This window comes from Nocardia aurea (assembly GCF_003123685.1).
GTDB lineage: Bacteria > Actinomycetota > Actinomycetes > Mycobacteriales > Mycobacteriaceae > Nocardia > Nocardia aurea.
This window is the reverse complement of sequence record NZ_QCYJ01000084.1, coordinates 278,033-291,481: the sequence shown is the minus strand read 5'-3', so window position 1 is coordinate 291,481 and position 13,449 is coordinate 278,033. Positions and strand designations below refer to the sequence as shown.

At 65.9% G+C, this 13,449-nt stretch carries 8 protein-coding genes and 4 tRNA genes; 4 read left to right on the top strand and 8 right to left on the bottom strand.

The window, feature by feature from the left end; all coding sequences use genetic code 11:
• Positions 1-1,347: 1,347 nt before the first annotated feature.
• The 5 genes from DAT37_RS14600 to DAT37_RS14580 form a co-directional block, all read right to left on the bottom strand.
• Positions 1,348-1,421 (bottom strand) — tRNA-Phe (locus tag DAT37_RS14600).
• Between the two features lie 58 nt (positions 1,422-1,479).
• Positions 1,480-1,553: transfer RNA gene (locus tag DAT37_RS14595), tRNA-Asp, on the bottom strand.
• A 28-nt stretch (positions 1,554-1,581) separates the two neighbouring features.
• A tRNA-Glu gene (locus DAT37_RS14590) sits at positions 1,582-1,654 on the bottom strand.
• Positions 1,655-1,768: 114 nt separating this feature from the next.
• The gene (locus DAT37_RS14585; RefSeq protein ID WP_109525254.1) at positions 1,769-2,434 is read right to left on the bottom strand and encodes a TetR/AcrR family transcriptional regulator; all 666 of its coding nucleotides are present in this window, start codon (positions 2,432-2,434) and stop codon (positions 1,769-1,771) included.
• Between the two features lie 879 nt (positions 2,435-3,313).
• Positions 3,314-3,386: transfer RNA gene (locus DAT37_RS14580), tRNA-Lys, on the bottom strand.
• A gap of 1,633 nt (positions 3,387-5,019) precedes the next feature.
• Here DAT37_RS14580 and DAT37_RS14575 point away from each other — a divergent pair.
• The 4 genes from DAT37_RS14575 (at position 5,020) to phoU (ending at position 10,527) form a co-directional block, all read left to right on the top strand.
• Complete coding sequence (locus DAT37_RS14575; RefSeq protein ID WP_109525253.1) at positions 5,020-5,985, top strand: acyl-ACP desaturase; 966 nt, start codon at positions 5,020-5,022, stop codon at positions 5,983-5,985.
• A gap of 164 nt (positions 5,986-6,149) precedes the next feature.
• Positions 6,150-7,292: a tRNA dihydrouridine synthase DusB gene (gene dusB, locus DAT37_RS14570; RefSeq protein WP_109525626.1), complete on the top strand. Its 1,143-nt coding sequence runs from the start codon at positions 6,150-6,152 to the stop codon at positions 7,290-7,292.
• A 310-nt stretch (positions 7,293-7,602) separates the two neighbouring features.
• Positions 7,603-9,747: an LCP family protein gene (locus tag DAT37_RS14565; RefSeq protein WP_232839747.1), complete on the top strand. Its 2,145-nt coding sequence runs from the start codon at positions 7,603-7,605 to the stop codon at positions 9,745-9,747.
• Positions 9,748-9,864: 117 nt separating this feature from the next.
• Entirely contained in the window at positions 9,865-10,527 is a 663-nt protein-coding gene (gene phoU, locus DAT37_RS14560) for a phosphate signaling complex protein PhoU (protein WP_109525252.1), read from the top strand.
• Between the two features lie 151 nt (positions 10,528-10,678).
• Here phoU and pstB read toward each other — a convergent pair whose 3' ends face one another.
• The 3 genes from pstB to pstC are packed head-to-tail and all read right to left on the bottom strand — an operon-like array spanning position 10,679 to position 13,408.
• Positions 10,679-11,455, bottom strand: coding sequence for a phosphate ABC transporter ATP-binding protein PstB (gene pstB, locus DAT37_RS14555; RefSeq protein ID WP_109525251.1), 777 nt, complete (start codon positions 11,453-11,455; stop codon positions 10,679-10,681).
• A 46-nt stretch (positions 11,456-11,501) separates the two neighbouring features.
• Positions 11,502-12,407, bottom strand: a complete 906-nt coding sequence (gene pstA / locus DAT37_RS14550) for a phosphate ABC transporter permease PstA (protein ID WP_109525250.1) — start codon at positions 12,405-12,407, stop codon at positions 11,502-11,504.
• On the bottom strand, positions 12,407-13,408 hold the full coding sequence (pstC, locus tag DAT37_RS14545; RefSeq protein WP_408637403.1) for a phosphate ABC transporter permease subunit PstC: 1,002 nt from the start codon (positions 13,406-13,408) through the stop codon (positions 12,407-12,409). Before pstC ends, pstA begins: the two co-directional genes overlap by 1 nt.
• Between the last annotated feature and the right edge of the window lie 41 nt (positions 13,409-13,449).

The window sequence follows — 13,449 nt, the reverse complement described above, 5'->3', positions numbered from 1 at the left end:
AGTCACGAGTTTCGAATGAAGAGAACTTATTCATCTCACCGCAACGCACAACGTTTCCAGAGAAAACATGACAGTTCATCGATTGCGACCGCCCCGAAGATCACCGCGTACCCCATCCTGATTTCGCTTCGCCGATCCGTCGACGCCATCCGGTTCGGCGGCCTGAACGCGATCGGTCGCCGATCGAGCGACGGGTCCCCCCCCTGGAAACGGGCTCCGATACTTCGCACAATGGAACACGACCTTCGTTTCTCCGAATGGTGCAGTATTCGAAATAGTCCGGCCGTTGACGGTGCGCGCTCCCGATCCGCGACGCCCCGCATCGCGCGATAATCACGCGCCCAATGCCTCGCCAGCCGGGCCCGGGGCCCCACAACAGCCAGTCCGCCCCTGGGCCCCGCAGCGCCCGGCTCCCTGCCGCGTCCCGGCACCAGTCGCGGCCCTGTCCTACGGCAGCCCGGTCCCACGGAAGCCTGACCCCACGACTGCCGGTCCCTGCTGCGCGCTCCCGGTTGCAACCCCTGTTCCACTTCGGGCGGAGCTCCCAGCTGAGGCTGAGGCGCCCGCTGCCAACTGCGGCTCGGTCCCAGCTACGCCGCGGACCGGTCCCACGGGGGCCTGATCCCACAGCTGCCGGGTCTCACGGCGGCCGGATCCCACAGCAGCCGGATCCCACAGCAGCCGGATCCCACAGCCAGGTCCCTCAGCAGCCAGGTCCCTCAGCAGCCAGGTCCCCCACAGCGGCCGGGTCCCACAGCAGCGCGGTCCCACAGCGGCGACCCGGCCTTGCCCCGCGGCCCAGTCACAGCCTGCTCCTACCGCGACAGGTCGCGGCTGAGAGCCGGTTCAACTACTGCCCCAGTCCCACCGCGGCCAGGTTCCTGCTGTGGCCTGACCTCAAATAGCCGACCCCACGACGGCCCAGCCCCACGGCGACGGGGCCCACAACGAAAGGTTTCCAACTGCGGCCCTGTCCGACCTGCTGCCGTGTCCCAACGCAACCGGTCCCGGCGGTGACCACGCACCTGCCGCCTGGTTCAGGTAAATGCGGCCGGTCTGATCCGATGGCTCGTCCAAATCAGGCACCCCGATTCGAGCGCTTCTCGGCCCAATGCACCTGTCCGGATTGCGCTCCTGACCCTGATGCCGCCTTGGCATGGTGCAACCCGGTGCCAGGCGCAGTCCGAACTCAGCCCAGCCCCGGTCTGAGCACAAGCCTGCGGACCTGCCGAACGACAGGCAGCGAATTACTCGACACCGTGAACTTCGACGACTCAGCGGAAAAACGCGCACTCATCGGTGGAGAAACAAAGAATCCCCCTCGACTCGGTCGAGGGGGATTTGATGTGGCCAGGGCCGGGATCGAACCGGCGACCTTCCGCTTTTCAGGCGGACGCTCGTACCAACTGAGCTACCTGGCCGCAGGCACCCATTCCGAATGCCATACGCGAAACGCCGGATTTCTCCGGCGTTTACTTGCGACCCTGACGGGACTCGAACCCGCGACCTCCGCCGTGACAGGGCGGCGCGCTAACCAACTGCGCCACAGGGCCTTGCGTGCTACCAACGGTCCAGAGACCGTACCCCCTACGGGATTCGAACCCGCGCTACCGCCTTGAAAGGGCGGCGTCCTAGGCCGCTAGACGAAGGGGGCTCGTCCCGGATTCCTCCGGACCGGCTTTCAACGGGTGTCCGTTGGGAGCTCGCATAGCTTATGACAGCTGTACCGCGTTTCCCAAATCGGCTGGTCAGAGCCATGAAACAGCGGCTAGAGCACGAGCCCGAGCTCCTCGAGCCGCGCGGTCGCCCGCCAGCCGTTCACCCGGAACTTCTCGGTCCACTCCGGCGTGGCCATGGACTCGATCACGACCTCGAGCGCCTCGCGGAATCGCGACCGCAGATCGACCGACCCCGCCGCCAGGTCGACCATGTACCGCTGACCGGCCAGTGCCGCCGTCAGGGTGCGCGTGAAGCGGTCGGGGTCGGCGTCGAGGCGCAGCTGACCGTGTTCTATCGCCCGGACGACGAGGACCCGGGTGGCACGGCCGAGTATCCGCCCACCACCCGCCTGCACATCGCGATAGAAGTCCGGTTCGATGATGAGCCGATACTCGGCCTGCACGATGATGTCGTGCTCCAGACGTAGCGCTATCTCGTCGACCATCCCGTGCAGGGTGTCGAGTGGTCCGAGATCGGCTCGCGCCAGCCACCGTTCGGCCGAGGCGCGGTAGCGCTCCACCGCCGTCTCCAGGACCGCGCGCGCCAGGTCTTCCTTGGAATCGAAATGGAAGTACATGGCGCCCTTGGTCGCGCGGGAACCTTCCAATATGCGGTTGAGCGATGCAGCGGCATAGCCGCTCTTCCCGAACTCAACGGCGGCGGACCTGATAATCGCCGCGCGTGTCCGGCGGGCCCGCTCTTGCTGCCGTGCCATGCTCGAAACGCCTCCGAAGCCTACTCGCCGCCAATCGGTGCCCCCCTTAGGAACGGACCCTTGGCGCAAAGTTATGAGTTTTATCAATACTTCAAACCGGGTTTTCGCCCAGTTTCAAACTTTCGGTACGAAAACTTGCGAAAAACCTGAAACACACCAGCTGGTATAGTTTTCGTGCCCGGGTGCGCCGCAGGGGGTGCGCACCCGGGCATTACTTCTTCTCGAATGAGCCTCCTGCGGCATCGAGTCCAGGTTTGCCACGACCGGCCGAACCGTTCGCAACGCGGTCGGACACACCAACGATAAGCCGAATTCCAGATCCCCGGGTGATTCGCAGATACCTCCGGAATTCACCCACGCGTCACCGTACCCGCAATCACCTGCCGACATGCGGCAAACCGAGGAGTCAGTTGTCGGATGTGGATCACTCCCCAATACAGCAAACATCTCGCAACCAATACTCTTCCGGCCGCAGCGCCGAATTCGTCAGCAGCGCAGCGGCGTTCGCCCGACTCCGTGACGCCACACCACCCGCCCGGCACCGACCGCGCGCCGACCGATCGCGCCGCCGCCGCACTTCCCCGAGATCGGGTCCGACCCGCCCCGGAAATCCAAAGACTTTGCCAGGCAACATCATTCGATGATATCGAAATTGTCCGGAAATGAACAAAGCCGGACCGCGAATGGTTACCGGAGCTATCGCGAGGCGCCCCGTCGTTGTTACCCCGTGCGACATCACGACCGGTTGTGGCAGGGCGGCGCGGGGAACGAACACGGTCATCATCGCGCGCACGCCCGTACTCCATCGATGGGCTCACGCGAGTTGTCGTACCGGCGCGAATGCCGGCTCACCGGGCGACTCCGCCCCGCCGTTGCGAGTGCCCCCTGTAGGACTCGAACCTACGACCTAGTGATTAAAAGTCACCAGCTCTACCAACTGAGCTAAAGGGGCTCGGCTGGAGAGCCTACCCGACATCGGCCGCCGAGCAGAAATGCGGGGTGACGCGACATCCGAGCCCGCCGGAGCGCCCGATGGACCGGGCGCGCGCACGGCAGCGGCAGCGGCTCGGGACCGATCCGCACGGGGTCCGCGACCACGTGAGATAGCCCTGCGGCCCATGCCGATACCGAGGTCGTTGAGCCTCGTCGCAACCGCGCGGACAGCGAAGTATCCGCAATCACCGAATCGATCGATCGGCGGAAAGTATCGATGATCGAGTTACCGCGCGGCACCGGGAAACGAGGTACGCGGGCCTCCGGGGCCGAACACGGCGGGCAGGATTGTGTTCTCGCTCACCGACCGCCGCGCTCGGCGGCACGCCGGATGCGCCACCCATCAATGGGGCCGAGACGACGGAGTGCCGAACCCGGCGCGGCCGACCAGGCGGCCGAGCAGGTTGTCGGAGCTACAGAGTGGTCAGCCCCCGCATGGACGAGGCAGTGAATCGAGCGAATCCAATTCAGTGGTCCGATAGCGGCTTTCGGTGAGCCGATACCGGGATCGATATCGCCGGTGGTGTTACGGATTCCTTCACGGGCAGTCGGCAGCGCCGAACTGCGTGGTGAGCAGGTTCCGGCCACGCGGTGGAGGGCCGGTTCGGCGTGGACACACATGATTTGCCGAGCTGCCACAACACGCGAAGGTGGCGGCCCGAGCCCGGAGCATTCACAACGGCTCGGGACGAACCTGGATGCACACGAATTGCCGCGCTCTTCCCGCCATCCTGTTCCGACCTGATCCCGGGGGACCGAGGACCGCCGCACGTCGTCTCCCCCCGGGGACCGCCGCACGTCGTCTCCCCCCGGGGACCGCCGGAGGTCTGGAGCGATCCGCACGGTGGCGTCGACGGACGACGATCCGACTATCGGTCCGAACCGTCAGTGACGGCGGTCGGCCCTCGCCTCAGCCGTCGCTGCCGCCCGCAGGCCGTGAGGCCGCACACGGCAGGGTGGGCATCCCATCGCGATGACGGACGGGATCGAACGAAATCTTTCGCCCGGCTGCAAGCGACGGTCACGATCAGCCGATGTGGATCGACCATACGAACGGACCGGTCAGTTTTTCATCCGCTGCTTCGATCAGGTGCCGAGGGCTTATTCGCATCGGTACGTGCCGAAGTAGGCGATGATCGTCGTGACAATCGACAGTGCCCCTGTCGTGTCGACGGTTGGATGGACCGGTTGCGCGGTCGGCGTCTCCCACCGGTGCGCGCGAAGCGGAGGCAGCTTGACGATCCGACGGCGATCCGCACACGCTCGGGCCGTGAATCGATGCCGCAAAATAAGCGTCCGACGGCGGCTAACAACTGCGCGCCGACAGCGATAGACCACTCACGGCGGGCCGAAATCGCATCCGGTCCTGTGGTAATTCACAGCGTGCTCCAAGGAGGCAAGGGCTGCGAAACCACTTAGACTCGGATGCGGCGGGGGACGTCGAAGACGACGTATGAAGTGCATCACCGGGCGATTTTTCTCCTGTCGATGCGTTTCGCATCACACCTACGGTGCCGTAAGGTATGGCCGCATCGGCACGACACCGGGGGGGACGACCTGTCAGCGTGCACGCACTGGGAAGGGCTATATACATGGCAAGGGATCTGACTCAACTCGAGCTTCTCACGGAGTTGGAGCCGGTTGCCGAGGCAAACGTCGACCGGCACTTCTCCCTCGCGAAGGAGTGGCATCCGCACGACTACGTCCCGTGGGACGAGGGCCGCAATTTCGCGGCGCTCGGCGGGACGGACTGGGACCCTGATCAGTCCCGCTTGAACGAGGTCGCGAAGGCGGCCATGATCACCAACCTGCTCACCGAGGACAACCTGCCCTCCTACCACCGCGAGATCGCCGAGAACTTCTCGCAGGACGGTGCGTGGGGTACGTGGGTCGGCCGCTGGACGGCCGAGGAGAACAGGCACGGCATCGTGATGCGCGACTACCTCGTCGTCACCCGCGGTGTCGATCCGGTGGCGCTCGAAGAAGCGCGCATGATCCACATGACCAACGGTTTCGCCTCCCCCACCGAGGCCGACGCGGGCTTCCTGCACTCGGTCGCCTACGTCACCTTCCAGGAGCTGGCGACCCGGGTCAGCCACCGCAACACCGGCAGGGTCTGCGACGACCCCATCGCCGACCGCATGCTGCAGCGCGTCGCGGCCGACGAGAACCTGCACATGATCTTCTACCGCAACCTGTGCGGCGCGGCGCTCGACCTGTGCCCCGACCAGGCGATCGAGGCGATCACCCTGATCCTGGAGAACTTCCAGATGCCGGGCGCGGGTATGCCCAACTTCCGCCGCAACGGCGTGCTCATGGCCAAGCACGGCATCTACGACCTGCGTCAGCACCTCGAGGAAGTGGTGCAGCCTGTGCTCAAGAAGTGGGACCTGTTCGAACGGACCGATTTCACGCCGCGCGGCGAGGCAGTCCGTGATCGCCTGGCGATCTTCCTGGACAAACTCGGCCAGGACGTCCTCAAATTCGAAGAGCAGCGCGACCGCATGCTGGCCCGCGAGGCCAAGAAGCGCGAGCTGGCGGGCGCCAGCGCGGGCTGAGCCACGGCCCAGCACCGCGACGCCACGAGACACGAGCGCGCCGGCACCGGGAATTCCCGGCGTCGGCGCGATTGTCGTTGGAGTCGCGGTACCGACTTCCGACCACAGCACCGCCCGTGTCAGCGGTCACAACGACCGGAGATGAGACACTGATGGGCGTGACGATGACTACCGAGGCGACGAGCGCGCTGCGGATCGGGCCGTATCCGGTCGATCCGCCGGTGGTGCTGGCGCCGATGGCGGGCATCACGAATCTGGCGTTCCGCAAGCTGTGCCGCGAATTCGGCAGTTCCACCTCGATCTACGTCTGCGAGATGATCACCGCGAGGGCGGTGGTCGAGCGCAACGAGAAGACGCTGCACATGATGTCGTTCGACGCCGACGAGCATCCGCGTTCGATGCAGCTCTACGGCGTCGACCCGGCCACCCTCGGCGAGGCGGTGCGCATCATCGTCGGCGAGGGCTGGGCCGATCACATCGATCTCAATCTCGGCTGCCCGGTGCCCAAGGTCACCCGGCTCGGCGGCGGTGCGGCACTGCCGTACAAACGCGCCCTGTTCCGCCGGATCGTGCAGGCCATGGTCGGCGCGGCCGAACCGGCCGGTGTTCCGGTGACGGTGAAATTCCGCATCGGCATCGACGACGAACATCTGACCTATCTGGACGCGGGCCGGATCGCCGAGGCGGAAGGCGCGCGCGCCGTCGCGCTGCACGCCCGCACCGCGGCCCAGCGCTATTCCGGTCAGGCCGACTGGTCGGCCATCGCGCGCCTCAAGGAGGCCGTGCGGACCATTCCGGTATTGGGCAACGGTGACATCTTCTCCGCCGCCGACGCCGTGCGCATGATGGACGAGACCGGATGCGACGGCGTCGTCGTCGGGCGCGGATGCCTCGGCCGCCCCTGGCTTTTCGGGGAATTGCAGGCCGCGCTACGCGGTCAGCCGCTGCCGGAAGCGCCGAATCTGGGCCGCGTCGGCGAGGTGCTGTATCGGCACGGCGCACTGCTGTCAGAACATCTGGGCCAGGAGAAGGCGATGCGCGATCTGCGCAAGCACATGGCCTGGTATCTGATGGGCTTTCCGGTCGGCGCTGATCTGCGTCGCGCTTTCGCCACGGTGTCGAGCCTGACGCAATTGCGTGATCTGATCGGGCAATTGGATCCGACCGCGCCTTTCCCCAGCGATGCCGAAGGACCGCGCGGACGACAGGGTTCACCGGGTAAAGTCGCGCTGCCGCACGGGTGGCTCGACGATCCCGACGATGTCGCGGTACCGACCGCCGCCGATGTCATGCACAGCGGCGGTTGATCCGCACCGTCCCGTCCGGAGAGCACTGTTCAGAGCACACGAATGTCCCTCACAACTGTTCACTGTGGTTATCGCCACTCTTCCTGCCCGGCAAACACGCGCGCGCGGCGAATATTCAGCGTCGCCGATATGCGCGCATATATCGCTAATATCCAGCTAACGAATTTCAGCGGGCAGCAAACATCGGTGCGACCGCTCGGGCCTCGCGCTGGGCTCGCTCGTCGTGGCGGAATCGTTATCATTGGCGAAATCGGTCATGCCGGTCGTTATCCGACCAGGCGACGACAAGAACGAAAAGCGAGGTTCGTTGGTGGGTGACGATCGGCACGGGCAATCGCCACGGCCCGGAGGTCGCGCCCCGTGGGAGCGCTATTCCACGGCGGACAGCAACGAACAAGAGGGCGCGCACACCTCGCGGCGATCACGCCACGACACTCCCGCGGATTCCGGTTCGGCTCCACTGACTGTGCAGGACCTCGTCGAGAAGGTGGACAACGAACGCGGCGGCCGTCGTCGCCGCGCCCAGGAACCCCGCCCCCAGGAACCACCGGCGCAAGCCAGGAACCCCCGGAACCCGCCACCGCCCGAACCCGGCCCGCGTCCCGCCGATCCGGCACCGCGCCCCGCCGAAGCCGCCCGTCCGCCCCGCCCGGGCGGATCACGGGCGCCCGCGCCGCACCCGGCTCCCGCGCAGCCGCGGCGCGGAGGCAACACCCGGCCGTCGACCGGCTCGGTGGTCGTCGACGACATCGCGGGCAAGAATCCCCCGCCGCGTCCCGCCACCGGAAAGCGCGCGCCGAAGCCGGAATTGGCCGAGGCCGTCACCGACGTGCTCGACCCGGTCACCGACGCACCGGAACCGGCGCGGGCGAGGAAGGTCGCACCGCCGCCCGCCAAACGCGCCACCGACCCGAAACCGGTGGGGAAACCGCCGCTGTCGCGGCTGGCCGCGGGTAAACAGCGCCGCAACAAGCGACTCAAGACGACCGGCCGGATCGCCGCCACCCTGTTCGCGGTACTCGTGCTGTTGATCACCGGCGGTGGCTGGAGCTACCTGCGCGCCACCAACAACTCCTTCACCCAGGTGTCCGCGCTCGACGACAACTCCGAGAGCATCGTCGATTCCGATGCCCAGCTCGGTGACGAGAACTTCCTGATCGTCGGCACCGACACCAGGGCGGGCGCGAACGGCAGTATCGGCGCGGGCACCATCGACGACGCCGAGGGGGCGCGCGCCGACACCGCGATGCTCGTGCACATCCCCAAGAACCGCAAGCGCGTCGTCGTGGTGTCGTTCCCGCGCGACCTCGATGTCACCAGGCCGCAGTGCTCGCGCTGGGACAACGACAAACCCGGCTACACCGACGAGACCTTCCCCTCGGCGATCGGCGACAAACTCAATGCCGTCTACGCACTGGGCGGGCCCAAATGTCTGGTGAGCACGATCCAGCGACTGACCGGAAGCACCATCAACCACTTCATCGGCATCGACTTCGCCGGATTCGAGGCGATGGTCAACCAGGTCGGCGGCGTCGAGGTCTGCTCGCCCAAACCCGTCGTGGACGAGATCCTGGGAACCGTGCTGGAGAAGCCGGGCAAACAGCTGATCAGCGGTGAGACGGCGCTGAGCTATGTGCGCGCCCGACACGTCTACGGCGAGGAACGCAGCGACTACGACCGGATCAATCGCCAGCAGCGCTTCCTCGCGTCGCTGCTGCGCGGCGCGCTGTCGAGCCGGGTGCTGTTCGATCCGGGCAAGCTGAACGGTTTCATCCGGGCGTTCACCGATGCCACCTTCGTGGACAAGGTCGCCCCCAACGATCTGCTGACGCTGGGCCGCTCGTTGCAGAAGATGGACGCGGGCACGGTGACCTTCCTGACCATCCCCACCGCGGGCACCACGTCCTACGGCAACGAGATCCCCCGCGAATCCGATATCAAGGCCATCTTCAAGGCCATCAGGGACGATCAGCCGCTGCCAGGTGAGAAGCCGGTCGCGACCGACCCCGGCACCACGACGACCCAGCCCGCCGCCGAGACGCCGAAGACGATCGCCGTCGACCCGAACAATCTCTCGCTGCTGGTGTCGAACGGTTCGGGCGTGGTCGGAGCGGCGAATACCGCGGCCAACAAGCTCGGCAACTTCGGGTTCAACATCTACAGCACCGGCAACTATTCGCTGGGCAGTTCGGCCACGACCAAAGTCAGGTACGCGCCGGGGCACGAGGCCGACGCCGCGACCGTCGCCAGTTCGATCACGGGGGCGACCCTGGAATCCGACAGCGAACTCGGCAGCATCGTCGAGGTCGTGCTCGGCAAGGATTACACCGGCGTCATCAAGTCGCCGACCCCGGTGGGCGACGTCATCCCCGATGTCGCCGCGGCACCGTCGACTCCGGCGGTGCTGCCCGCGGATCTCGAGCATATGAACGCGGCCGACGACACCTGCGTGTAGCGGCCGACGACAGCCGGTACCTGCGGGTTCCGGACCGGACGCGCACGCGGGTATCGGTACCGACCATTCACCGTCTGTTGGTGACTTGGTCAGGGTGGGCAACTAGTCTCTGCTGTCATGCGTGTCATCTACAACGAGCAAATGGCCGATCTCGCCCACCTGTTGGGCGAGATGGCCGGTCTCGCGGGTACGGCCATGGATCGGGCCACTCAATCATTGCTACAAGCCGACCTGGCGCTGGCCGAGTCGGTCATCTCCGAGGACGACCGGATCGCCGAACTGATCGCCCAGGCCGAGGAGCGGGCTTTCGCCCTGCTGGCGTTGCAGGCACCGGTCGCGGGTGATCTGCGCCAGGTGGTCTCCGCGATCCAGATCGTGCAGGACGTGAACCGGATGGGCGCGCTGGCCCTGCACGTCGCCAAGGTGACGCGCCGCCGTCACCCGAACCACGCGCTGCCCGAATCGGTCAACGGCTACTTCGCCGAGATGGGCCGTATCGCGGTGAGCATGGGCGAAGGCGCCCAGGAAGTGCTCGACACCCGCGATCCCGAGCGCGCCGCCCAGCTCAATGTCGACGACGAGGCGATGGACGACCTGCATCGCCACCTGTTCACCCTGCTGATGGATCGGGACTGGAAGTACGGTGTGGCCGCGGCCGTCGACGTGACGCTGCTCGGCCGCTATTACGAGCGTTTCGCCGACCATGCGGTCGAGATCGGCCGCCGTGTCATCTTCCTGGTCACCGGCGAACTGCCGCCCGACCCCGACGTCGAGGTCTGACAACCGGCAGATCACCCGCCGCCTCCCAGCACAGGCACGCGTCGCAGCCGCCCCGGATCATCCGGGGCGGCTTTCCTGTTCGACGGACATCCTGCCGGAAACAGCAGAACGGCCCGCGCGTTCGCGCGGGCCGTTCTGTGCGGTCGTATTTCTAGCCGAAGCGGCCGGAGATGTAATCCTCGGTGGCCTTCTGGCCCGGGTTGGAGAAGATCTTCTCGGTGTCGTCGATCTCGATCAGCCTGCCGGGCTTGCCCTGGGCCTCGAGATTGAAGAAGCCGGTCTTGTCACTCACGCGCGCCGCCTGCTGCATATTGTGCGTGACGATGACGATGGTGAATTCCTTCTTCAGTTCGGTGATCAGATCCTCGATCGCCAGCGTGGAGATCGGATCCAGCGCCGAACACGGCTCGTCCATCAACAGGACGTCGGGCGAGACCGCGATGGCCCGCGCGATGCACAGACGCTGCTGCTGACCACCCGACAGGCCGCCGCCCGGCTTGTCCAGACGGTCCTTGACCTCGTTCCAGAGATTGGCGCCGCGCAGTGAGCGCTCGGCGGTCTCGTCGAGATCCTTCTTGTTGCGCATGCCCTGCAATTTGAGCCCGGCCACCACGTTGTCGCGAATCGACATGGTGGGGAACGGGTTCGGCCGCTGGAACACCATCCCGATGGTGCGACGCACACCCACCGGATCGACGGTCGCGCCGTAGATGTCCTCGCCGTCGAGCAGCACCGCGCCCTCGACGCGGGCGTTGGGGGTCACCTCGTGCATCCGGTTGAGCGAACGCAGCACGGTGGACTTACCGCAACCCGAAGGACCGATGAAGGCGGTGACGCTACGCGGCAGAACCGACAACTTGACATCGGCGACCGCGTGGAATTTGCCGTAGAAGATATTCAGATCTTTGACGTCGATACGCTTGGCCATCGGAATTTCCGTTCGGTTATCGGTTGCGGGTGAGGAATTCGTTCGGTTATCGGTTGCGTGTCAAGAATTTATTGACGACCGCCGCCGCCGCGTAGAGCAGCGCGATCAGCAGGATCAGGGTCAGGGCCGCGCCCCACACGCGTTCACGCCCCGCGGCCTCGGGGTTGCCCAGCTCTTGGTAGATCAGCAGCGGCAGCGAGGCCATATTGCCGTCGAAGAGATCGGTGTTGATCGACTTCGAGTAACCGACGAGCACCAGCACCGGCGCGGTCTCACCCATGACGCGGGCCAGCGAGAGCAGGATGCCGCTGATCATGCCGGGCGCGGCGGTCGGGACGACGATCCGCACGATGGTCTTCCATTTCGGCACGCCCAGGGCGTAGGAGGCTTCACGCAACTCGTCGGGAACGAGTTTGAGCATTTCCTCCGTGCTGCGCACCACGACCGGAAGCATCAGCAGCACCAGGGCCAGCGACACCGCGAACGCGCTCTGCGGGGCGCCGAGGGTGGCGATCCACAGGGCGAAGATGAACAGCGCCGCGACGATCGACGGCACACCCGCGAGGATGTCGACCATGAAGGTCGTCACCTTGGCGAGCCTGCCCCGACCGTATTCGACCAGGTAGATCGCGGCCATCACACCGAGCGGCACCGCGATGACCGCGGCGATCGCCGACTGCACGATCGTGCCGTAGATCGCGTGGTACACACCGCCGCCGGTCTCGTCCGGCAGGATGCCCTTCTGCGAGTTCTGCCACCAGTCCAGCGAGAGGATCGCGGACAATCCCTTGCTGATGACCAGCCACAGCACCCAGACCAGCGGCACCATCGCGATGGCGAAACACAGGGCCACCACGCCGGTGGCGACATGGTTCTTGATGCGGCGGCTGGTGCTCACATCGCGGAAGGTGGGCGCCTTGACCGGCTTGTCGAGCGTCGACGTGGTGGTCATCACTGATTAACCTTTCCGCCTGCCGCGAGCCGAGCCAGCGCGTTGACCACGAAGGTCAGCGCGAACAGCACGAAGCCCGCCGCGATGTAGGCGCCGGTCGGCAAGGGCGTACTGAATTCCGATGCCGCCGAGGCGATTTTCGACGCGAAGGTGTAGCCGCCGTCGAACAGCGACCAGCCACCCGGCTGTGTCGAGGTGCGCAGCACGAGCAGGACCGCGATGGTCTCGCCGAGCGCGCGGCCGAGGCCGAGCATCGACCCCGCGATCACGCCGGAGCGACCGTAGGGCAGCACCGTCATGCGGACGACTTCCCATTTGGTCGCGCCGAGCGCCTGGGCCGCCTCGATATGGTTCACCGGGGTCAGGTTGAAGACCTCGCGCGATACCGACGTGATGATCGGCAGGATCATCACGGCGAGCACGATGCCCGCGGTGAAGATGGTGCCGCCACCGGACAGCGACACGTTGCCGCTGTCGAAGAGGAAGAACCAGCCGAGGTTCCGATTGAGGAATTCCTGAACCGGTCCCAGCTGGGGAGCCAGGACCAGGAAGCCCCACAGACCGAAGACGATCGACGGCACGGCCGCCAGCAGATCGACCAGCGAGGCGAACGGGCGCGCCATCGCCTTCGGGGCGTAGTGGGTCAGGAACAGTGCGATGCCGACGCCGATCGGCACCGCGATGATGAGCGCGAAGATCGAACTCATCACCGTGACCATGAACAGGTCCTTGATGCCGAAGCGGAGGTTGTTCGCGTCGGAGGTGTTGAATTCGGTACTCGTGAAGAAGTTGACTGTGTCGGCCCGGAGCGAAGGTACCGCGCGAATCAGCAGGAACAGCGCGATGAGCGCGATGGACGCGACGATGATCGCGCCCGCCGCGACGGCCAGAGACCGGAAAATGGTCTCCGCTCGCTGACTGTGTGGCTGACGCGCCGCCGAGGTCCCCTTGGTAGGAGGCTCCTTCGTGAGACTCACGTCATCTTTCGGTTCGCTCGACATATGCGCAGTATCTCCAGCCGCCTGCGGACCCGTCGAGTTCG